At 65.0% G+C, this 20,924-nt stretch carries 15 protein-coding genes; 8 read left to right on the top strand and 7 right to left on the bottom strand.

Going from position 1 to position 20,924, the window contains the following annotated elements:
* Positions 1–4: 4 nt before the first annotated feature.
* The 4 genes from ACFQX9_RS22970 to ACFQX9_RS22955 form a co-directional block, all read right to left on the bottom strand.
* Positions 5–886, bottom strand: a complete 882-nt coding sequence (locus ACFQX9_RS22970; RefSeq protein WP_247338036.1) for an NAD(P)-dependent oxidoreductase — start codon at positions 884–886, stop codon at positions 5–7.
* Positions 886–2,017 (bottom strand): peptide chain release factor 2 gene (prfB, locus tag ACFQX9_RS22965; RefSeq protein ID WP_143273426.1). Its coding sequence is split into 2 segments (ribosomal slippage): positions 886–1,947 and positions 1,949–2,017, totalling 1,131 coding nucleotides; the frame shifts between segments, so codons are not numbered across the junction. Before prfB ends, ACFQX9_RS22970 begins: the two co-directional genes overlap by 1 nt.
* A gap of 111 nt (positions 2,018–2,128) precedes the next feature.
* Positions 2,129–4,636 carry a penicillin-binding protein 1A gene (locus tag ACFQX9_RS22960; RefSeq protein WP_018454472.1) on the bottom strand — a complete coding sequence of 836 codons (2,508 nt, stop codon included), beginning with the start codon at positions 4,634–4,636 and terminating at the stop codon, positions 2,129–2,131.
* A 273-nt stretch (positions 4,637–4,909) separates the two neighbouring features.
* Entirely contained in the window at positions 4,910–6,202 is a 1,293-nt protein-coding gene (locus tag ACFQX9_RS22955) for an N-acetylmuramoyl-L-alanine amidase (protein WP_204511084.1), read from the bottom strand.
* A 707-nt stretch (positions 6,203–6,909) separates the two neighbouring features.
* Here ACFQX9_RS22955 and ACFQX9_RS22950 point away from each other — a divergent pair.
* Positions 6,910–9,981, top strand: coding sequence for a ribonuclease E/G (locus ACFQX9_RS22950; protein ID WP_247405130.1), 3,072 nt, complete (start codon positions 6,910–6,912; stop codon positions 9,979–9,981).
* 64 nt (positions 9,982–10,045) lie between these two features.
* Complete coding sequence (locus ACFQX9_RS22945) at positions 10,046–11,278, top strand: FAD-binding oxidoreductase (RefSeq protein ID WP_085353519.1); 1,233 nt, start codon at positions 10,046–10,048, stop codon at positions 11,276–11,278.
* A 92-nt stretch (positions 11,279–11,370) separates the two neighbouring features.
* Here the strand turns inward: ACFQX9_RS22945 and ACFQX9_RS22940 are convergent, their stop codons facing one another.
* The 3 genes from ACFQX9_RS22940 to ACFQX9_RS22930 all read right to left on the bottom strand — a co-directional run bounded on the left by ACFQX9_RS22940 (position 11,371) and on the right by ACFQX9_RS22930 (position 14,619).
* The gene (locus tag ACFQX9_RS22940) at positions 11,371–12,705 is read right to left on the bottom strand and encodes a dicarboxylate/amino acid:cation symporter (RefSeq protein ID WP_018454476.1); all 1,335 of its coding nucleotides are present in this window, start codon (positions 12,703–12,705) and stop codon (positions 11,371–11,373) included.
* A gap of 84 nt (positions 12,706–12,789) precedes the next feature.
* Positions 12,790–13,344, bottom strand: a complete 555-nt coding sequence (locus ACFQX9_RS22935; RefSeq protein WP_377791053.1) for a biotin transporter BioY — start codon at positions 13,342–13,344, stop codon at positions 12,790–12,792.
* Positions 13,345–13,431: 87 nt separating this feature from the next.
* Complete coding sequence (locus ACFQX9_RS22930; protein WP_377790684.1) at positions 13,432–14,619, bottom strand: pyridoxal phosphate-dependent aminotransferase; 1,188 nt, start codon at positions 14,617–14,619, stop codon at positions 13,432–13,434.
* Between the two features lie 234 nt (positions 14,620–14,853).
* Between ACFQX9_RS22930 and ACFQX9_RS22925 the strand changes: the two genes are divergently transcribed.
* The 6 genes from ACFQX9_RS22925 (at position 14,854) to accC (ending at position 20,920) form a co-directional block, all read left to right on the top strand.
* The gene (locus ACFQX9_RS22925) at positions 14,854–16,257 is read left to right on the top strand and encodes a M48 family metalloprotease (RefSeq protein WP_085357769.1); all 1,404 of its coding nucleotides are present in this window, start codon (positions 14,854–14,856) and stop codon (positions 16,255–16,257) included.
* 126 nt (positions 16,258–16,383) lie between these two features.
* Positions 16,384–17,151 (top strand): DsbA family protein, encoded by a 768-nt coding sequence (locus tag ACFQX9_RS22920; protein WP_018454480.1) that lies wholly within the window; start codon positions 16,384–16,386, stop codon positions 17,149–17,151.
* A gap of 265 nt (positions 17,152–17,416) precedes the next feature.
* On the top strand, positions 17,417–18,280 hold the full coding sequence (locus tag ACFQX9_RS22915) for a DUF1236 domain-containing protein (RefSeq protein ID WP_247405123.1): 864 nt from the start codon (positions 17,417–17,419) through the stop codon (positions 18,278–18,280).
* A gap of 228 nt (positions 18,281–18,508) precedes the next feature.
* Positions 18,509–18,976, top strand: coding sequence for a type II 3-dehydroquinate dehydratase (aroQ, locus tag ACFQX9_RS22910; protein ID WP_247297418.1), 468 nt, complete (start codon positions 18,509–18,511; stop codon positions 18,974–18,976).
* 36 nt (positions 18,977–19,012) lie between these two features.
* Positions 19,013–19,501: an acetyl-CoA carboxylase biotin carboxyl carrier protein gene (accB, locus tag ACFQX9_RS22905; protein ID WP_007591611.1), complete on the top strand. Its 489-nt coding sequence runs from the start codon at positions 19,013–19,015 to the stop codon at positions 19,499–19,501.
* A 60-nt stretch (positions 19,502–19,561) separates the two neighbouring features.
* On the top strand, positions 19,562–20,920 hold the full coding sequence (gene accC, locus ACFQX9_RS22900) for an acetyl-CoA carboxylase biotin carboxylase subunit (protein WP_377790680.1): 1,359 nt from the start codon (positions 19,562–19,564) through the stop codon (positions 20,918–20,920).
* Positions 20,921–20,924: the final 4 nt, after the last annotated feature.

Genomic DNA, 20,924 nt, shown 5'->3' with positions numbered 1-20,924 from the left:
GCCGCTAGGACGGTTTCTTCGGCCGCGACACCAGTTCGATCATCTTGCCTTCGTCGTCGTCAGGCATCGCGGCCTTCGCTTGCGCGTAGGCTTCCACCGCGGCGCGCGCGACCAGCGGCTTGTCGGCCAGCAGGCTCTCGGCGAGCTTCACCGCGTAGGCGGCATCCTTGTGCCGCAGCGCTGCCGTGAATGTCGCGCCGGAGAAATCGCGGGAGACCATGCGCTTGGAATGACGCTGCACCTGCGGGCTCGCGGCCACGCCAGCCTGAATCGACTCCAGCACGAGGTTCATGTCGAGCCCGGCCTGCTCGGCAATGGCAAGCCCCTCGGCGAGGCCGGCGATCTGGATCGCGCCCATCAGATTGTTGATCAGCTTGTAGACCGTGCCGAAGCCGACCGCGCCGAAATGGCGGATGGTCGAGCCGATCGGCGTCAGATAAGGCCGCGCGCGTTCGAGATCGGCGGCATCGGCACCAACGAGCAAGGTCAGCTTTCCGCTCGCGGCCGCATCCGGCAATCCCGTCACGGGGCAATCGATATAGATCAGCCCGCGAGCGTTCATCTCGCGGCCCATCTCGCGCGCATGGTCATAGGAGACGGTGGAGCATTCGATCGCAATGGTGCCGGCCTTCGCGGTCTTGGCTGCGCCCTCGGGCCCGAGCCAGACCGCACGCGAGGCCTCATCATCGGCGACCATGGTCACGACGGCGTCGGCGTCGATCGCCGCGTCCTCAGGCGAGGTCGCCCAGAGCGCGCCGCGCGCGATCAGGTCTTCCGCTTTTGTTTTACTGCGATTCCACAGCGTCACCGTGAAGCCAGCATCGAGATAGCGGCCGGCCATGCCATGGCCCATCCGCCCAAGCCCGATGAAGGCGATCCGGGGCATCAGTCGACGTCCTCGATGTCGGCGCCGGGAGTGCCGAAGGCGCGCTGCGCCAGGGTCGCGGCCATGAAGTCGTCGAGATCGCCACCGAGCACGCCTGATGTGTCGGAGGTCTGCACACCCGTGCGCAGGTCCTTCACCATCTGGTAGGGCTGGAGCACGTAGGAGCGGATCTGGTGGCCCCAGCCGATGTCGGTTTTGGCGGCCTGGTCGGCGGCGGCCTTCTCTTCGCGCCGCTTCAGCTCGATCTGGTAAAGCCGCGCGCGGAGCATGTCCCAGGCCTGCGCCTTGTTCTTGTGCTGCGAGCGGCCGGCCTGGCAGACCACGGCGACACCGGTCGGGATATGCGTCAGCCGCACCGCGGACTCGGTCTTGTTGACGTGCTGGCCGCCGGCACCACCGGAGCGCATGGTGTCGACGCGGACGTCGGATTCCTTGATGTCGATCTTGATGGTGTCGTCGATCACCGGAAACACAGCGACGGACGAGAACGAGGTGTGCCGCCGCGCGTTGGAATCGAACGGCGAGATCCGCACCAGGCGATGCACGCCCGCCTCGGTCTTCAGCCAGCCATAGGCATTGTGGCCGGAGACCTGGATGGTCGCGGACTTGATGCCGGCCTCTTCGCCCTCGGACTCTTCCAGCACCTCGACCTTGAAGCCGTGGGTTTCGGCCCAGCGCGAGTACATGCGAAGCAGCATCTGGGCCCAGTCCTGGCTTTCGGTGCCACCGGCGCCGGCATGCACTTCGAGATAGGAATCGAAACTATCCGCCTCGCCCGACAGCAACGCCTCGAGCTCGCGCCGGGCGACTTCCTTCTTGAGGGTCTTGAGCGCGGCTTCGGCTTCCTTGACAACACCCTCATCGCCCTCGGCTTCGCCGAGCTCGATCATGCCGATGTCGTCTTCGAGCTCCTGCTCGACCTTGCCGATGCCGGAGAGCGCATCCTCAAGCGAGGTGCGCTCCTGCATCAATTTCTGGGCTTTCTGGGGATCGTTCCAGAGATTGGGATCTTCTGCGAGCTTGTTCAGCTCAGCGAGGCGCGCCGTCGATTTCTCGACGTCAAAGATGCCTCCTCAGCAGCCCGACAGACTGCTTGATCTCTTCTACCAACCGTTCGATTTCGGCGCGCATGTGGTTCTCTGGTCTCGCGGAATTTTTCCGCGTCTAATGACAACGGGATGTAGCGGCGGCGGCTGCAAAGCGCAACCGCCGCGGCGACGAACGTTTGTCTTGTCCTAGGCCTTAGTACAGCCCGCCGGTGCCCGGCCGCATGAAGAAACCGGAATCCGGCTGCTGCTGCTGCGACGCCGGCACGCCGCCTCGCCCATCGGCATCGGCAACGCCGATGACGGAGTAGTTATCCGGCGGCGCCGTGCCCGGCTTGAAGGCTTCGAGAATGGTTCCGCCGGTCTCGCCCGGACCGGCGCGCATGCCGGACTTGGCGACGACCCGCACCAGCTTGATGCCGGCCGGCACCTTGAACGGGACCGCGGGCTTGTCGGCGAGCGCGAGCTGGAGGAAGTCGCGTGCGATGGGAGCTGCGAGATGGCCGCCGGTCGCGGCGTTGCCCTTGCCGAGCGGACGCGGTTTGTCATAGCCCATATAGATGGCAACGGCGACGTCGGGCGAGAAGCCGACGAACCAGGCGTCCTTGGCCTCGTTGGTGGTGCCGGTCTTGCCGGCGATCGGCTTGCCGACCTGCTTGACCACGGTCGCGGTACCGGCCTGGACCACGCCTTCCATCAGCTCGGTGATCTGATAGGCGGTCATGGAATCCAGCACCTGCTCGCGGCGGTCGATCAGCTGCGGCTCGTTCTGGTTCTTCCAGCCGCCGGGCGCGTCACAGCCACGGCATTCGCGCTGGTCGTGCTTGAAGATGGTGTGGCCGTAGCGATCCTGGATGCGGTCGATCAGGGTCGGCTTCACCCGGCGGCCGCCATTGGCGAGCATCGAATAGGCCGTGACCATGCGCATCGCCGTGGTCTCGCCGGCGCCGAGCGCGTAGGACAGATAGTTCGGCAGTTCGTCATAGACACCGAAGCGGCGGGCATATTCGCCGATCAAGGGCATGCCGATGTCCTGGGCGAGGCGCACCGTCACCGTGTTGAGCGACTGCCGCAATGCGTTGCGCAGCGTCACCGGCCCCTGGAATTTGCCCGAGGAGAAGTTTTCAGGCCGCCACACGCCCGCGCCCTGGCCTTGATCGATTTCGATCGGGGCGTCGAGCACGACAGTCGAAGGCGTATAGCCGTTGTCGAGCGCAGCCGAATAGACGATCGGCTTGAACGACGAACCGGGCTGCCGATAGGCCTGCGTGGCGCGGTTGAACTGGCTCTGGTCGAACGAGAAGCCGCCGACCATCGCCAGCACGCGGCCGGTCCAGGGGTCCATCACCACCATCGCGCCGGACACTTCGGGGATCTGGCGCAGGCGGTACTGGCCCTCGACAGGCTGGGCGTCCTTGTAGAGCGGATCGGCGTAGATCACGTCACCGGGCTGGAGCACCTGCGACACCGCGCTCGCCGCCCTGCCCTTCGCAGCCCCAGAGGCCGCTCTTGCCCATTTGATGCCGTCGAGCGTGATGAGGCCGGTCTCGCGCTGCTTGCTGATGGCGCCGCCGAGTTCGCGGCTCGGCTGGAAGCCGATGCGCGCCGACTGGTCGCTGGTCTCCAGCACCACGGCCATGCGCCATGGCGAGATATCGGACAGAGACTTGATCTCGGCGAGCTTCACGCCCCAGTCGCCAGAAATGTCGAGCTTGCTGATGGCGCCGCGATAGCCCTGCTGCTCGTCATAGTTGACGAGACCGGCGACCATGGTCTTGCGCGCCATGACCTGAATCTTGGGATCGAGTGTGGTGCGGACCGAGAGACCGCCCTCGTATAACTTCTTCTCGCCATAACGCTCGAAGATGTCGCGGCGCACTTCCTCGGCGAAATATTCGCCGGCGAAGGTGTGGGCGCCGTTGGAACGGCTGGTAACGGCCAGCGGCTCCTTGCGCGCCTTGTCGGCATCGGCCTGCTTGACCCAGCCGTTCTCAACCAGACGATCGATCACGTAATTGCGGCGCTCGATGGCGCGGTCGCGGTTGCGGACAGGATGCAGCGTCGCGGGCATCTTCGGCAGCGCCGCGAGATAGGACGCTTCCGCCACGGTCAGCTCGTTCACCGACTTGTCGAAATAAACCAGCGACGCGGCTGCGATGCCGTAGGCGCCAAGGCCCAGATAGATTTCATTCAGATAAAGCTCGAGGATCTTGTCCTTCGAGTAGGTCTTCTCGATCCGCATCGCCAGCAACGCTTCCTTGATCTTGCGGGCGAAGGAGACCTCGTTGGTCAGAAGGAAGTTCTTGGCGACCTGCTGGGTGATCGTGGAAGCGCCCTGCGGACGGCGGTTGGAGCCGTAGTTCTGGATGTAGACCACGCCGGCGCGCGCCATGCCGGTGTAGTCGATGCCGCCATGCTCGTAGAAATTCTTGTCCTCGGCCGCAAGGAAGGCGTTGATCACGAGTTTCGGCACCGCCTGGATCGGCAGGTACAGCCGCCGCTCCTTGGCGTATTCGCCGAGCAGCGAGCCGTCGGTCGCGTGCACGCGGGTCATCACCGGCGGCTCGTAATCCTGAAGCTGAGAGTAGTCCGGCAAGTCCTTGGAGAAATGCCAGATCAGGCCTGCGACGGCACCGACCCCGACAAGGAACAACACCGTTCCCGCGGCGAACAGGAAGCCCATGAACCGCACCAGCAAGCGCATTATCTGTTTATCCGTTCAAACTCTGGATCAGCCCAAAGATCAGCCCTGGCACCAGAAACAGGCACCAAACCATCGCGAATTCACCGGCTTTACTCAATACTATTAGTGCCGGACTCAAGGCGCTTGCCGAGCGGGATTCTCGCCGATTCCGGAACCCCCTGCGGCGTTTTTATAAAGCGCCCGCTGTGGCCAAACTAGGGCTTTTGCGGCGGGACGGAAAATCACTCTCAATTCGACGATCCCCGGGTCGTCAATATGACGATCCCCCGGTCGTCAATTCGACGATCCGGCCGTGGCCATCCGTTTGGCCAAAAATCCATCGATCGCCTGCGCCATCGAGCCCACGGCACGCGACCGCCATCCCTCGGAGACCAGATGCTCGAGGTCGCCCTTGTTGGAGACATAGCCGATCTCCACCAGGACCGACGGCACGTCGGGGGCCTTCAGCACCCGGAAGCCGGCTGACTTCAGGGGATGCTTGTGCATCCGCACCGTCGACTTCATTTCGCCCATCAACAGGCGGGCAAAACGGCTTGAAAAGGTACGGGTTTCCCGCTGGGTGAGATCGATCAGGATGTCGGCGACATCGGTCGGCTCCTCGGCGAGGTTGAAGCCAGCGATGGCGTCCGCCCGGTTCTCCGCATCCGCCAGCCGCTGCGCCTCGGCGTCGGAGGCCTTGTCGGACAACGTGTAGATGGTCGCGCCCTGCGCATCGCCCTCGGCGCGCGGCAGCGCGTCGGCATGGATCGAGACGAACAACGCCGCCTTGAGGTTGCGGGCGACTTTGACCCGGTCGTTGAGCGGGATGAAGGTGTCGTCGTCTCGGGTCATCACCACGCGATATTTGCCGGTCTTTTCCAGCCGTTCGCGTAGCGCCAGGCCAAAGGCCAGCACCAGATTCTTCTCGCTCTCGCCGCTCGACTGCGTGCCGTTGTCGATGCCGCCATGGCCGGGATCAATGACGACGACCGCGCGGCCATCGGCCTTCTGCCCGGCTTCAGGGTGGGCAGATGCGGGAACCGTCGCGGGCGGCGGATCGGCAATAGCCGGCCGCAGCTCAGGACGGTTTTCCGGAGCCAGCGACGGCACGAAGGCGGTGCGCTCGACCTCCTCCATTTCGAGCACCAGCCGCGCCGGCTGGCCGTTGGCAGCCTCCACCACGTAGGAATTGGCGATCTTGGCGGGGCCCGTCAGGTCGAACACGATTCGGGAGCCTCCGGGCATCACCAGCCCATAGCGGAAGGCCTTGACCAGTCCGCGTCCGCCGGACCCGGTGCCGGCGGGAAGTTGAAAATTGACCTGGGGAACGTCGACCACCACCCGATACGGGTCGGCCAGAGTGACTGCGCGGAAGCTAACGGTCTGATCGATGTCGAGGACAAAGCGAGTCTGCCTGCCGTCCCCGGCCAGTCGGGCGGCCGAGGCCGTTGGGAAATTCGCTGATGCAACAGGGAGTTGAGGCTGACTTTCCGCGGCCTTCAGGCGCGAGGAATCAGCACACGGCAATGCCGCCGCGCAGAGCAGCACGCATCCCAGCAGGATCCTTTGATTTGCGCGGCTCGCCACCGATTCCGTGCCTCCGAGCAGCCTCTTTAACGCAATAGAACCACAGGGTTAAACGATCCTTAATGACAAGATACGCGAAACTCGCTGACTGTGACCGCCGTGCGACGCTCCTTGCACGGATGGCCCAATCCACGTATGTACGGAATGCTGACGGCCGATATTTCCGGTTGTGTCGCATTCAGCCTCCCGGTGCAGCGCCGGAACTCTCAAGGTTTGGGAATTCCAGCGTTTTTCCGTTCCCCTCTAAGTCCAGCGCGGTGCGCGGCAGCAAGGTGGAGCGGGGCAAGCCCCGGCGGCGGAACGGTCCTCGGTTACCAACACGTTTCCGGGACGGTTCTGACAGCGGCGCAACCCGTTACCCGGTCCCTTAATCCCAAGGGAGCGGTTCGTAATACCCCAAGGCGAGCGCGCTCGCGCCATGCCTGGCCAACAGCAACTGATTGAGGGGCGGCCCCGCCGCCCAATGTTTCATACGGGCCGACGCTTGATGCGCCAGACTGTGCCGACCAATTCTGAAGGACCATTCGCGACGCTGCGGAGTGACAATTCCGCGCGCCGCTTCGGTCCTCCGGCTTTCGGTTCGGCAAGGCGCGAGAGACGGTGTTTCGGCCTTCCCCTCACCCCCGAATCAGGTGGACCGTCGCGTCACCCGGCAGCGCTGATGGCGCCCACGGTGAATCGCGCCCGCCGCCGCCAAGAGTTAAGACATGCCCAACAAGATGTTGATCGATGCCACCCACCCGGAAGAGACCCGGGTCGTCGTGGTCCGCGGCAATCGCGTCGAAGAGTTTGATTTCGAGACCGCGCAACGCAAGCAACTGCGCGGGAATATCTACCTCGCCAAGGTCACAAGGGTCGAACCCTCGCTCCAGGCCGCTTTCGTCGAATATGGCGGCAACCGCCACGGCTTCCTCGCCTTCAGCGAAATCCATCCCGACTACTACCAGATTCCGGTTGCCGACCGGCAGGCGCTGATCGAAGCCGAGGAGCAGGCCCATCGCGAGGCCGAGGAAGAGAGCGAGAACCGCTCCCAGGGCCGCCGCCGCTCCCGCCACCGCAATTCCCGCCGCCGTAGCCATGGCGAGCGCGTCCGCAGCGAGGTCGTCGAAGGCGATCCCGCGGCCCGGCAGGTCCAGGGCGAGGCCCTGCCTGAGGGCGCTTCGCACGAGGGCGAGCACCTGCACGCCGACGCAGAGCATCACGGCGAGCACGAAGGCCACGATCATCACGGCCACGAAGCACATGACCACGAAGGGCATGACCACGACGACCATCATCATGCCCATGGTGACGATCATCACGCGCACGATCATCACGACCACGATCATCATGGCGAGCACGATCATCACGACCATGATCATGCCGACGAGACACCGGCGCCTGTCGCGGCGATCGGCGCCGAGCCCGCGGTCGCCACCGAGGCCGTTGCCGAGCCGGAGGAGTTTGCCTCCGACGCGCACGCTCACGATCTTGCCGAGGCCGTGACATCGGCTACTGAGCCTGCCGACGCCGTGTACGCCGCAGGTGAGAGTGCGCAGGCTCCGCATCACGACTCCGAAGCGACGGCCGAGGATGACGACGAAGACGAGGACGACGAGGAAGCCGAAGAGGACGTCGTTGAATCCGTCGGCGGCGACGATGTGCTGGAGGAAGTGCCGGAGCGCACCTTCCGTCCCCGCCGCCAGTACAAGATCCAGGAAGTCATCAAGCGTCGCCAGGTGATGCTGGTGCAGGTCGTCAAGGAAGAGCGCGGCAACAAGGGCGCGGCGCTGACGACCTACCTCTCACTCGCCGGCCGTTATGCCGTTTTGATGCCGAACACCGCGCGCGGCGGCGGCATCAGCCGCAAGATCACGAGCGCGCAGGACCGTTCGCGCCTGAAGGAAGTGGTGCAGGATCTCGACGTGCCCGAGGGCATGGGGATCATTCTGCGCACGGCGGGTGCCGCCCGCACCAAGCCCGAGATCAAGCGCGATTTCGAGTACCTGATCCGCATGTGGGAGACGGTGCGCGACATGACGCTGAAGTCGCAGGCCCCGACCCTCGTCTACGAGGAAGGCTCGCTGATCAAGCGCTCGCTGCGCGACCTCTACAACAAGGAGATCGACGAGATCCAGGTGGCGGGCGATGCCGGCTACCGCGAAGCGCGCGACTTCATGAAGATGCTGATGCCCGCCAATGTGAGCGCGGTGAGACAGTATCGCGACGGCCAGCCGCTGTTCTCGCGGATGGGCGTCGAAAGCCAGCTGGATGCGATGTTCTCGCCGACCGTACAGTTGCGCTCCGGCGGCTACATCGTGATCAACCAGACCGAAGCGCTGGTCTCGATCGACGTCAACTCCGGCCGTTCGACGCGCGAGCATCATATCGAAGATACCGCGCTCAAGACCAATCTCGAGGCCTCCGAGGAGGTTGCGCGTCAGCTTCGGTTGCGCGACCTCGCCGGCCTGATCGTCATCGACTTCATCGACATGGACGAGAAGCGCAACAACCGCGCGGTCGAACGCAAGCTGTCCGATTGCCTCCGGCAGGACCGCGCGCGGATCCAGGTCGGACGCATCTCGCATTTCGGCCTGCTCGAGATGTCACGCCAGCGCATCCGCGCTAGCGTGCTGGAATCCTCGACCGATCCCTGCACGCATTGCGGTGGCACCGGCCATGTCCGCTCGGTGTCCTCGGTTGCGCTCCAATTGCTGCGCGGCCTCGAAGAGATCCTGATGAAGGGCGCAACCCACAACCTCGTGGTCCGCACCCGCACCGACGTCGCGCTCTATGTGCTGAACCACAAGCGCGGCCATCTGCGCGACCTTGAGAACGGCTTCAAGGTCACGCTGTCGGTCATCGCCGACCCGAGCGTCAGCGGACCGCAGGCCTATGTCATCGACCGCGGCGAGCAGGTGCATACGCTGGAAGCCGCCAAGGCTCTGCTGGCGGCGCAGGCGGCCGCAAGCCCGCCGCCCCTGGTCGAAGAGGCCTATGACGACGAGGAGTTCGATCCGGAGACCGAATCCGAGGTCGAGACCGAGGAGACTGAAGGTCTCGCCGAGGAGCAGACCGCAGGCGACGCCGTTACCGAGCAGGACGGCCAGCGCCGCAAGCGTCGCCGTCGCCGCCGCGGTCGCGGTGGCCCGCGCGACGAGGAGACGCGCGAGGATGGCGCTCCCGTTATTGCCGAGACGGCCATGGCAGCCGGCGAAGGCGAAGAGGATGCCGAGGCCGAGCCGGACGGCGAGGAAGGCGAGGAACAGGCAGCCCGTGGCGAGCAGCAGGGCAGCGCCGACCGCCGTCGCCGGCGTGGTCGCCGTGGCGGACGCCGCCGTCGCGGTCCTGGAGAGGAAGGTCTCGCCGGCTCCATCAGCGACGAGCTCGCTGCCAATGCACCGTCGGAAGCGACCGACGCAGTCGCCGATTTCGACGGTTTTGGCAGCGAGGCTGCGCCCTCGATCGCGCAGGCCGAGCACACCTCTGAACCCCAGGTCAACCAGCCTGAGCCGCGCGCCGAGGCAAAGATCGAGGCAGCGGCCCAGCCTGAGCCGCCTCCTGCTGCCGCGGACGAAGAGCACGCCGACGACAAGGCCGCACGACGCCGCTCGACGGTTCGGGAAAAGGTGAGCTTCCTGTCGAGCAGCCAGAGTGAACCGACACCGATTGCACAGGCGGCCGAGCCGGTTGCCCCGCCCGCCCCCGCTCCGGAGCCCGCGCCCGCAGCGGCAAGCGAAACCTCGCCCGCACCGCGTCGTGCCGGCTGGTGGTCCCGCCGCTTCGGCGGCGGCGAATAGAGCAACAAGATAGTTGAAACCGCCCGGCCAAACCGGGCGGTTTTGATTTGGCGAGGTCAGTTCAATGCAAAGCGCGATCGTCCTCGGCGGCGGCATGATCGGCGTCAGCGCGGCGCTGCACCTGCAGCAGCGTGGCTGGTCCGTCACGCTGATCGACCGCAGAGAGCCGGGCCGAGAGACCAGCTACGGCAATGCCGGCATGATCCAGGCGGAAGCGGTGCGCCCCTACCCGATGCCGCGCGACCTCGCCACGCTCCTGAAGATCGCGACCGGCCGCACCAACGACGTGCGTTACAGCCTGTCTTCGCTTCATCTCCATATCGAGCCCCTGCTTCGCTATTGGTGGCATTCGGCGCCGAAGCGGCATCGTGAGGCGATCGACGCCTGGGCGCGGCTGATCGCCTACGCGACGGCGGAGCACGACATCCTCATTCGCGAAGCCCACGCCGACAATCTGATCCGCCGCGCGGGATACCGGCACCTGCATCGCGACGCAGCTTCGTTCGATCTCGCCGTCAAGGCGGCGGAAGAAGACCAGCGCGAATTCGGCGTGAGGTTTCGTGCGCTCTCGGGCGCCGAGCTCGCCAAGGCCGAACCTGTCCTGCGCGACGACCTGCCCGGCGCGATCCATTGGCTCGACACCTGGACCGTGTCCGATCCCGGCGCGCTGGTCACGGCCTATGCCGATCTGTTCGAGCGCCTCGGCGGCACCATCGTGCTCGGTGATGCCCAAAGCCTGCAGCAGACCGCCACCGGCTGGTCGGTCAAGACAGACCATGGGCGCGTCGACGCCGCCCACGCCGTCGTGACGCTCGGGCCGTGGTCGCCCGATCTCCTGCTCAAATTCGGCTATCGCATCCCGCTGGTGCGCAAGCGCGGCTACCACATGCATTACAGCGGCGGCGCCTCGCTCGATCTGCCGCTGGTCGACAAGGCCGGTGGCTACGCCATGGGTCCGATGGCGAAGGGTATCCGCATCACCACCGGCGCGGAGCTGACCGGCCTGGACGCGCTGGCAACGCCCGTGCAGCTCGCCAGCGCGGAAGCTTCCGCGCGCGAGCTGATCGACCTCGGCAAGCGGGTCGAGCCCGACCCATGGTTCGGCACCCGCCCCTGCACGCCCGACATGCTGCCGGTGCTCGGCCCTGCCTCACGCCATGCCGGCCTCTGGATGAACTTCGGCCACGGCCACCAGGGCTTTACGCTTGGACCCGCGACCGGCCGCCTGCTCGCGGAGATGATGAGCGGCGAAACGCCCGCGATCGATCCCACGCCGTACCGGCCGGAGCGGTTCTAAGCCCTCGCAGCGAAAGAAAAAGGGCTGATCGAGGATCTCGACCAGCCCTATTATTTCAACATCTGACGGCGCTCGGCACCGCCACATGCAGATCAATCCGTCGTGACCGCCGTTTCCATGTCGGTCGGATCGATCTGCCGGGCGAGGTTGGCGTTGAGCTTGTCGCGATCGAGTTCGCCCTCCCACCAGGCGACGATCACGCAGGCAACGCCGTTGCCGCACAGATTGGTCAGCGCGCGACACTCGCTCATGAACTTGTCGATGCCGAGCACGATCGCCATGCCCGGCACGAGGCGCGGATCGACCACGGCGAGCGTCGCCGCCAGCGTGATGAAGCCCGCGCCCGTGATGCCGGAGGCGCCCTTCGAGGTCAGCATCGCCACCACCAGGATGGTGAGCTGCTGGCCGAAGGTGAGATCGAAGCCCAGCGCCTGCGCGATGAACAGCGTCGCCAGCGTCATGTAGATGTTGGTGCCGTCAAGATTGAACGAATAGCCCGTGGGCACCACGAGGCCGACCACCGACTTGGAGCAGCCGAGGCGCTCGAGCTTTTCCATCAAGGACGGCAACGCGCTTTCCGAGGACGAGGTGCCGAGCACAATCAGCAGCTCGTCCTTGATGTAGGCGAGGAACTTGAAGATGGAGAAGCCGGCGAAGCGCGCGATGATTCCGAGCACGACGAATACGAACAGCGCCGCGGTCAGGTAGAACGTCGCGATCAGGCCGACCAGGTTGAGGATCGCCCCGGTGCCGAACTTGCCGATGGTGTAGGCCATCGCGCCGAAGGCACCGATCGGGGCTGCGCGCATCACGATGGAGATGACGCCGAACACCGCATGCGCGGCGTCGTCGATGAACGAGCGGATGGTGTGGCCGCGTTCACCGAGCCCCATGATGGCGAAGCCGAACAGCACCGAAAACAGCAGCACCTGCAGGATCTCGCCTTGCGCGAAGGCGCCGACGACGGTGTCCGGAATTATGTGCAGCACGAAGTCGACCGACTTCTGGCCTTCGGCCTGCTTGGCGTAGTTGGCGACGGCCTGCGCATTGGCGGCGGCACCGCCGAAGCCCGCACCCGGCTTCACCAGATTGCCGATGACTAGGCCGATCACCAGTGCGAAGGTCGAGACGATCTCGAAATAGACCAGCGCCTTGACGCCGATGCGGCCGACCTTCTTGGCGTCCTGGATATGGGCGATGCCCGAGACAACGGTGCAGAAGATGATCGGCGCGATCACCATCTTGATCAGCTTGATGAAGCCGTCGCCGAGTGCCTTGATCCACTCATTGGTGGCGACCGACGGCCAGAGCCAGCCGACGATGGCGCCGAGCACGATCGCGATCAGCACCTGGATATAAAGTACCTTGTACCACGGCTTGGCGGCGGGCGGCGCGACCGGCGCCCCCACCATCGTTGTCGTCGTCATTGTTTCACTCCCCCTCAAAACGCCAGGCCAGCCAAGATCAACTTGGCCGGCCCTGTCAATCGGAACTGCTCGATATTGCGCGCTTTACCCGCGATCGACCACCCGGCGTATCGCCGGCATCAACGTCGCGCCCAGCGCGTTCTTGACCAGCGACGCCGCAACGAACGGCATCAGGCCGACCTGCCACGCCTTTGCGGCGCCCAGGCCGAGACCGAAGGCCAGCCAGCCAAAGCCCGCGGCCAGAATGAGGATGTGGCCGGCCGCCATGGCCGCAAACAGCAGCGTTACGCTGCGATCCCAGCCGCGCTCGGCGAGCCAGCCGGTGACGAAGGCGGCGCCAATGAAGCCGAACAGATAGCCCGCGGTCGGGCCCACCAGCGGTGCAATTCCACCAACGGGGCCGGCGAACACCGGCAGGCCCATTGCACCCTCGGCGAGGTAGGCGATCATGGTTGCGCTGCCAACCCGCCAGCCGTAGGCGGCGCCGATCATCAACACGACCAGCGTCTGCAATGTCATGGGCACGTAAGGCAGCGGCAGGTTCACCTTGGCTGACAGCGCCATTAAGGCGGTGCCGAGCGCAATCAGCACGACGGCGCGCAAGGCGCCGACGGTTTCACCCGGCCGGATCGGCCACATCAATGCGGCGAGAGGAGAATGCGTGGCGGTAGAGGGGAGGGAACGGTCAGACAAGTTGCACTCCAGAAGGCGGGCGAAAACTGGCGGCTATTTAAGCCAGTGAGCGATCCGGTCAACTGCTTCCCGCATCTCCGCAGCCGAACGCGCATAAGAGAGCCGTATGAATGAACCACCATGGATGGGATCGAAGTCGAGGCCCGGCGTGACCGCGACATGGGCCTGTTCGAGCATCTGCTTGGCGAACTCGAAACTGTCGGAGGTGAAATCCGAGACGTCCGCATAGAGATAGAACGCGCCGTCGGCCGGCAGAAATCTGGTCAGGCCGGCCTTGGGCAATCCCTCGATCAGGATGCGCCGGTTTTCCTGATAGCCGTGCTTGATCTCCTCCATCTCGGCCGCGCCGTCGAAGGCCGCTTCGGCCGCGATCTGCGACAGCGACGGCACCGAGATCGACAGGTTCTGCTGCAGCCGCTCGATCGGCCGCACCAGAATCTCGGGCACGACCATCCAGCCGACGCGCCAGCCCGTCATGCAGAAATACTTCGAGAACGAGTTGATCACGAGCGCGTGGTCCGACAGCGCCGCAGCCGTCACGGCGGGAAACGCGTAGTCGAGCCCGTGATAGATCTCGTCCGAGATGAAACGGATGCCGGCGTCTTCCGCCGCAGCGATCAGGCCGGCGAGCGCCTCGCGGGACATCATCGTCCCGGTCGGATTGGCGGGACTGCCGACCAGCACGCCCTTCAGCGGCGCCTTGCGATGGGCGGCCAGCAGCGCCTCGCCCGTCAGCGCATGGCGGGTCTCGTTCGTGGTCTCGATCAGCACCGGCTCGCAGCCGAGCGCGGTAAGGATATGACGGTACGGCGGATAACCCGGCACCGTCACGGCAACGCGGTCGCCCGGCTCAAACATCGCCAGGAAAGCCAGAATGAACCCGCCGGAGGAGCCGGTGGTCACTACGACCCGCTCGGGGCTGACGTCACAGCCATAGGCATCGCGATAATGCCGCGCGATGCGCTCGCGCAAGGAGGGGATGCCGAGCGCTGAGGTATAGTCGATCCGCCCGGCCTCGAGCGCCACACGGGCGGCTGCAATCGCGGTCTTAGGCGCGCCGGCGGCGGGCTGGCCAACCTCCATGTGGATGACATGGCCCCCGGCCGCCTCGATTCGGGCCGCCGCGGCCATCACGTCCATCACCATGAACGGGGGAACATCGCTGCGGCGGGAGGGCGCGAGCCACTGCCCCAACCGGTTCCTCAAGGTCCCATCGTGCATCGATTTCTGCTATTCGCTGGCGGGGCCGATCCGTCCGACCCGGGAAAAACGGGGTGCTTGCGCCCCAGACTGGCCGCATTGTACGGCTCATAAGGGGAACGGCTCAAAAGGGCATATCGCGTATCCGGTCCGCCGCCAATCGCCAAAACCAATCACGAAACTGCTCGACCAAGACTGCTCGACCAAGAATGCTTGACCAGCCTGCTGATAAGACCGTTTGACCCAGACCGCTTGATGTTGTTCCAGATCACATTGCGCAAGAAGGCCACCGCCCTCATCTCCCTCCTCGCGGCGGCTGCGATCGCGCTGACGCCGTTCTCGGCCGCGCATGCGCAGGCCAAGGGGCCGCCGGTCCTGCGCGACACCGAAACCGAGCAGCTGCTGCGCGAATACACCCGCCCGATCCTGCGCGTCGCCGGCCTGGAGAAGCAGAACATCCAGATGGTGATCGTCAACGAGGGCTCGTTCAACGCGTTCGTCGCCGATGGCCGCCGCATCTTCGTCAATTACGGCGCGATCCTCCAGTCGGAAACGCCAAACCAGATCATCGGCGTGCTCGCGCACGAGACCGGGCATCTGGCCGGCGGCCATTTGTCCAAGCTGCGCGAGCAGCTCGCCAACGCCCAGACGCAGATGATCATCGCCATGCTGCTCGGCGCCGGCGCGATGGCCGTGGGCAGCACCCGCGGCAGCGGCAGCGCCGGTAACAATGGCCTTGCCAATGCAGGAGCCGCCGCCCTCGCCGGCCCGCAGGAGATGATCCGCCGGACGCTGCTGTCCTATCAGCGCCAGCAGGAGGAGAACGCCGACCGCGCCGGCGTGAAATTCCTGACAGCGACCCAGCAGTCGCCCAGGGGCATGTACGAAACCTTCAAGCGCTTCACCAGCGAGAGCCTGTTCGCGGCGCGCGGCGCCGATCCCTATCTCCAGTCGCACCCGATGCCCGCCGAGCGCGTCGCTTCACTGCAGGAGTTCGCCAGCGCCAGCCCTTATTGGGACAAAAAGGACGATCCCGCGCTCCAGCTGCGCCACGACATGGTGCGCGCCAAGATCTCCGCCTTCATGGAGCGGCCGGAAACGGTGTACCGCCGCTATCCCCTGACCAACGACAGCATGCCGGCGCGCTATGCCCGCGCCATCAGCACCTATCTGCACGGGGATTTGCGCAGCGCGCTCACCCAGATCGACGCGCTGATCCAGGTCCAGCCCAACAACGCGTATTTTTACGAGGTGCGCGGCCAGGCGCTGCTGGAGGGCGGCAAGCCGGCGGAGGCGATCCCGGCCCTGCGCAAGGCTGTCGCACTTTCGAACAACGCGCCCCTCATCGAGATGTTACTTGGGCAGGCTCTGGTTGGGTCCGATAATAAGGCCTACACCGATGACGCCGTTCGGATTCTCCGGGCCGCGGTCGCACGGGAACCGGAGGCCGTGCTCGGCTACATGCAGCTCGCGATGGCGTATGGCCGGAAAGGCGACTATGCCGAGGCGGATCTGGCGTCGGCGCAGGCCGCCTATCTGCGCGGCGACAACAAGACCGCCCGCGAGCTTGCGACGCGCGCGAAAACCCGTTTCGCCGTCGGCACGCCCGGATGGGTCAAGGCCGACGACATCGTGGCGTCGAAACCGCCGCGCAACTGACAAGACCAAGACGATCTTACAAGACGACGCCTTACGCCACGACGCCTTACGAAACGACGTCACGACACCGAGCTTAAGTCCGCCGGGACGTTTTCCGAAACCTGCTTTGGATAAGAGGATTTGCCTATGCCTTCGCTGCGCCTGCTTGCTCCCGCGCTGTTTGCGCTCGCCATGTTCGGCGCAGCCGCGCCCGCGTCGGCCGACAGCTTCTCCGATGCCCAGCGCACGGACATCGAGGCGATCATCAAGAACTATCTCGTCACCCATCCCGAGGTGCTCGAGGAAGCGATGACCGAGCTCACCAAGCGCCAGGCCGCGGCGGAGACGCAGAAACACGAGGCCAGCGTCGCTCAGAATTCCGATGCGATCTTCAACTCACCGCGCCAGGTCGTGCTCGGCAACAAGGACGGCGACGTCACCTTCGTCGAGTTCTTCGACTACAATTGCGGCTACTGCAAGCGCGCGATGGACGACATGCTCACCCTCATGAAGGCCGATCCGAAGCTGAAGGTGGTGCTGAAGGAGTTTCCGGTACTGAGCCAGGGCTCGGTCGAAGCGGCCCAGGTCGCCGTCGCGGTGCGCATGCAGGATCCCTCCGGCAAGAAGTACCTCGACTTCCACCAGAAGCTGCTCGGCGGTCGTGGCGCGGCCGACAAGGCGCGCGCACTTCAGGCGGCCAAGGAAGCTGGCCTCGACACCGCTCGAATCGAGAAGGACATCGGCAGCGCCGAGGTGCGCAGCACCATCGAGGAGAACTTCAAGCTCGCCGAAGCAATGGGCATGAACGGCACGCCGAGCTACGTGATCGGCAAGCAGATCGTTGTCGGCGCCGTCGGCGTCGATAGCCTGAAGGAAAAGATCGCTGTGGCCCGCTGCGGCAAGGCGACCTGTTAAAAAGGCGACCTGCTAACAAGGCGACTTGCTACCAAGGCGACTTGCTGATCAGCGATCTGACTGATCAGCGATCTGCTCTACAACTTCACGCATGCAAAAGGCCGGCTGAAAAGCCGGCCTTTTCATTGCGCCGAAATCTGGCGCGCGCATTCATCTGGCATTCAACAAACAAAAGCCTCGGAACCACCGAAGTTCCGGAACAACTCAAATCTCCTTTCGTTGTCGGCGCGGGCAATGACGCAAATGAACACGTGAGGAGAATTCCATGTCTAACCGCTTTATGATCTCGGTTGCCACACTCGCGCTCGTCGCGGGCACCGGTCTGGCGAACGCACAGGGCACCATGAACCGCGACAGCGGTGGCGGCGCCGGTGGTGCGCAGACGCAGCATTCGCAGCCCTCCGGCGGCGCCGCCGAACGCGGCGGCTCGATGGGTAAGGAATCCGCCCATGAGAAGGGCACCGTCGGCCAGGCCGGCGGCTCCAGCAGCATGAAGTCCGGCACGTCCGCCGAGGACAAATCCTCCGGCGCAACAAAGGACGAGCACTCGGGCCGCGAGATGAACAAGAACGCGGCTGAGGACAAGTCCGGCGCCACCAAGGGCCAGCACACCGACGAACGCGCGCAGGGTCAGCAGGACAAGTCCAAGAGCATGAGTCAGGACACGAGCAAGTCCGGCGCCAAGGACCAGAAGGACATGAAGGCTGAGGGCGCCAAGAGCGGCACCAGCAGCACCAACAATGCCGAGAACCAGAAGGGTACCGAGACGCGCACCAACCAGAACGCTCAGGGCCAGACCGGCACCAGCACCAACCAGAACGCGCAGGGTCAGAGCAGCACCAACACGACGGTCGGTCAGGCCGGCGCGGGCGCCAAGCTCTCGACCGAGCAACGCACGCAGATCACCTCGGTGATCCGCGAGGAGCACGTGCGTCCGGTGACCAACGTGAACTTCTCGATCTCGGTCGGCACCCGCATTCCGCGCGAGGGTATTGAGCTGCACACCCTGCCGTCCCGCGTCGTGACGATCTATCCGGAATGGCGGACCTATCGCTACGTCCTGGTCAAGGATGAGATCGTGATCGTGAATCCGGACACCTATGAGATCGTGGCTGTCCTGAACACGTAAGACGATACCCGGCAACCATCGGGGGCGGGCAGCAATGCCCGCCCCTTTGCCGTTCGGCCGGCAGCCATGCTTCGGACTGGTTAACAAGCAATTTCCGTAGCTTCCACACAGATTTTTGCACCCCGGATGAGGTATCTGAAGCCACCTCGAAGGTCCTTCAAGGCTTCCCCTCACGCGCTTTGTTACCTATAACCCCCGCCACGCTGAAGCAGCTCTTGCGGGATTGGAATGGCCGAACCAGCAACCGACACGATCCTTGTCCTGAACGGGCCGAACCTCAACATGTTGGGGACGCGCGAGCCCGAGAAGTACGGGCATGCGTCGCTGGCCGACGTCGAGGCGCTGTGCCGGGAGACGGCGGCGACGTTCGGCCTCAAGGCCGACTGCCGGCAGTCCAACCGCGAAGGCGAGCTGATCGACTTCATCCACGAGGCACACGCCCGCAAGATGAAGGGCATCATCATCAATGCCGGCGGCTATTCGCACACGTCGATCGCGCTGCACGACGCGCTGCTCGCGGTGCAGATCCCGACGGTCGAAGTGCACGTCACCAACATCCACGCCCGCGAGAATTTCCGTCATCACTCCTACACCGCGCGCGCGGCCTTCGCCTCCCTGTGCGGTTTCGGCGTCGAGGGCTATCGCCTCGCCATCCAGGGCCTTGCCGCCAAGCTCGGCCTCAAGCCCAAAGCCTGACGCTCCCCTTCACACAGAACATTCGGATCAAACAACATGGCGCGCCAGCCAGACGACAAAGCAGCCGCAAAGTTTTCCAGCGAGGATTCTGCCCTCGTCCGCGAGCTCGCCTTGCTGCTCGATGAGACCAGCCTCACCGAAATCGAGATCGAGCGTGCCGGCCTGCGCCTGCGCGTCGCCCGCAATATCAGCGTCGCCGCGACCATGCCGATGCAGATGGCAGCTGCCCCCGCCGCGCTCCCGGCGGCCGCAGCTGCCGCCGCGCCTGCCGCTGCCGACCTGTCGAAGCATCCCGGCGCCGTGACCTCGCCGATGGTCGGCACCGCCTATTGGGCGCCGGAGCCCGGCGCCAAGCCGTTCATCGAGGTCGGCAGCAAGGTCTCGGTCGGCCAGACGCTGCTGATCATCGAAGCCATGAAGACCATGAACCAGATCCCCTCGCCGCGCGCCGGCACGGTGACGCAGATCGTGATCGAGGACGGCCAGCCGGTCGAGTACGGCGAGCCGCTCGTGATCATTGAGTGACGTTCGAGGGCGGTCTCATCGCCCTCGCCGCTTTCCGCGCGTCAGTCCAATAAGGACACCATGTTCGACAAGATCCTCATAGCCAATCGCGGCGAGATCGCCCTTCGCATCCTCAGGGCCTGCAAGGAGCTCGGGATCGCGACCGTCGCCGTGCATTCAACCGCCGACGCCGACGCCATGCATGTGCGCCTGTCGGACGAGAGCGTGTGCATCGGGCCGCCGGCCTCCAAGGACAGCTATCTCAACGTGCCCGCGCTGCTCGCGGCCTGCGAGATCACCGGGGCCGATGCCGTGCATCCCGGCTACGGCTTCCTGTCGGAAAACGCGCGCTTCGCCGAAATCCTCGCTGAGCATAATCTGCATTTCATCGGCCCGAAGGCCGAGCACATCCGCCTGATGGGCGACAAAATCGAGGCCAAGAGGACCGCCAAGAAGCTCGGCATTCCCGTGGTGCCCGGCTCCGACGGAGGGGTCGGCCCCAACGACGACGCGATGGCGATCGCCAGGAAGATCGGCTTCCCCGTGCTGGTCAAAGCCGCGGCGGGCGGCGGCGGCCGCGGCATGAAGGTGGCCGAGAGCGAGGCCGATCTTCAGGTCGCGCTGTCGACGGCCGCCAACGAGGCCAAATCCGCCTTCGGCGATGCTTCCGTCTACCTCGAGAAATATCTGCAGAAGCCGCGTCACATCGAGATCCAGATCCTCGGCGACGGCCGCGGCGGCGCGATTCATCTTGGCGAACGCGACTGCTCGCTGCAGCGACGCCACCAGAAGGTCTGGGAGGAAGGCCCCTCGCCCGTGCTGACCGCGGCTGCGCGCGCCAAGATCGGCGAGACCTGCGCCAAGGCGATGCGCGAGATGAAATATCTCGGCGTCGGAACGATCGAGTTCCTGTTCGAGGACGGCGAGTTCTACTTCATCGAGATGAACACCCGCATCCAGGTCGAGCATCCCGTCACCGAGAGCATCACCGACATCGACCTCGTGCTGGAGCAGATCCGCATCGCCGCCGGCGGCGACCTGCCGGCGAGGCAGGACGAGGTCCAGGTCATCGGCCACGCGATCGAGTGCCGCATCAACGCCGAGAATCCGCAGACCTTTCGTCCTTCGCCCGGCCGCATCACGCAATATCACCCGCCCGGGGGGCTCGGCGTGCGGATCGATTCCGCAGTCTATCAGGGCTATACGATCCCGCCTTATTACGACTCGCTGGTCGGCAAGCTGATCGTGCACGGCAAGAGCCGCGGCGAGTGCCTGATGCGGCTGCGCCGGGCGCTGGACGAGATGGTGGTCGAGGGCATCGAGACCACCCTGCCGCTGTTCCGCGCTCTGGTGCGCGAAGACGACATCATCAACGGCGACTATCACATCCACTGGCTGGAACAATATCTCGCCAACAAGGCGGAACCCGCCCCGAAGTAGCCGT

It is taken from the genome of Bradyrhizobium sp. GCM10028915 (genome assembly GCF_042666195.1).
GTDB classification, from domain to species: Bacteria; Pseudomonadota; Alphaproteobacteria; order Rhizobiales; family Xanthobacteraceae; genus Bradyrhizobium; species Bradyrhizobium canariense_D.
This window is presented reverse-complemented; position numbering and strand designations above follow the sequence as displayed.

Excerpts from the sequence above, each read along its gene's own strand:
- ACFQX9_RS22920 (WP_018454480.1), top strand. The coding sequence starts at position 16,384 with ATGCCTTCGCTGCGCCTGCTTGCTCCCGCGCTGTTTGCGCTCGCCATG.
- ACFQX9_RS22915 (WP_247405123.1), top strand. The coding sequence starts at position 17,417 with ATGTCTAACCGCTTTATGATCTCGGTTGCCACACTCGCGCTCGTCGCG.
- accB (WP_007591611.1), top strand. The coding sequence starts at position 19,013 with ATGGCGCGCCAGCCAGACGACAAAGCAGCCGCAAAGTTTTCCAGCGAG.
- ACFQX9_RS22930 (WP_377790684.1), bottom strand. The coding sequence starts at position 14,619 with ATGCACGATGGGACCTTGAGGAACCGGTTGGGGCAGTGGCTCGCGCCC.
- ACFQX9_RS22935 (WP_377791053.1), bottom strand. The coding sequence starts at position 13,344 with ATGTGGCCGATCCGGCCGGGTGAAACCGTCGGCGCCTTGCGCGCCGTC.
- aroQ (WP_247297418.1), top strand. The coding sequence starts at position 18,509 with ATGGCCGAACCAGCAACCGACACGATCCTTGTCCTGAACGGGCCGAAC.
- ACFQX9_RS22945 (WP_085353519.1), top strand. The coding sequence starts at position 10,046 with ATGCAAAGCGCGATCGTCCTCGGCGGCGGCATGATCGGCGTCAGCGCG.
- ACFQX9_RS22940 (WP_018454476.1), bottom strand. The coding sequence starts at position 12,705 with ATGACGACGACAACGATGGTGGGGGCGCCGGTCGCGCCGCCCGCCGCC.
- accC (WP_377790680.1), top strand. The coding sequence starts at position 19,562 with ATGTTCGACAAGATCCTCATAGCCAATCGCGGCGAGATCGCCCTTCGC.
- ACFQX9_RS22970 (WP_247338036.1), bottom strand. The coding sequence starts at position 886 with ATGCCCCGGATCGCCTTCATCGGGCTTGGGCGGATGGGCCATGGCATG.
- ACFQX9_RS22950 (WP_247405130.1), top strand. The coding sequence starts at position 6,910 with ATGCCCAACAAGATGTTGATCGATGCCACCCACCCGGAAGAGACCCGG.
- ACFQX9_RS22925 (WP_085357769.1), top strand. The coding sequence starts at position 14,854 with ATGTTGTTCCAGATCACATTGCGCAAGAAGGCCACCGCCCTCATCTCC.
- ACFQX9_RS22960 (WP_018454472.1), bottom strand. The coding sequence starts at position 4,636 with ATGCGCTTGCTGGTGCGGTTCATGGGCTTCCTGTTCGCCGCGGGAACG.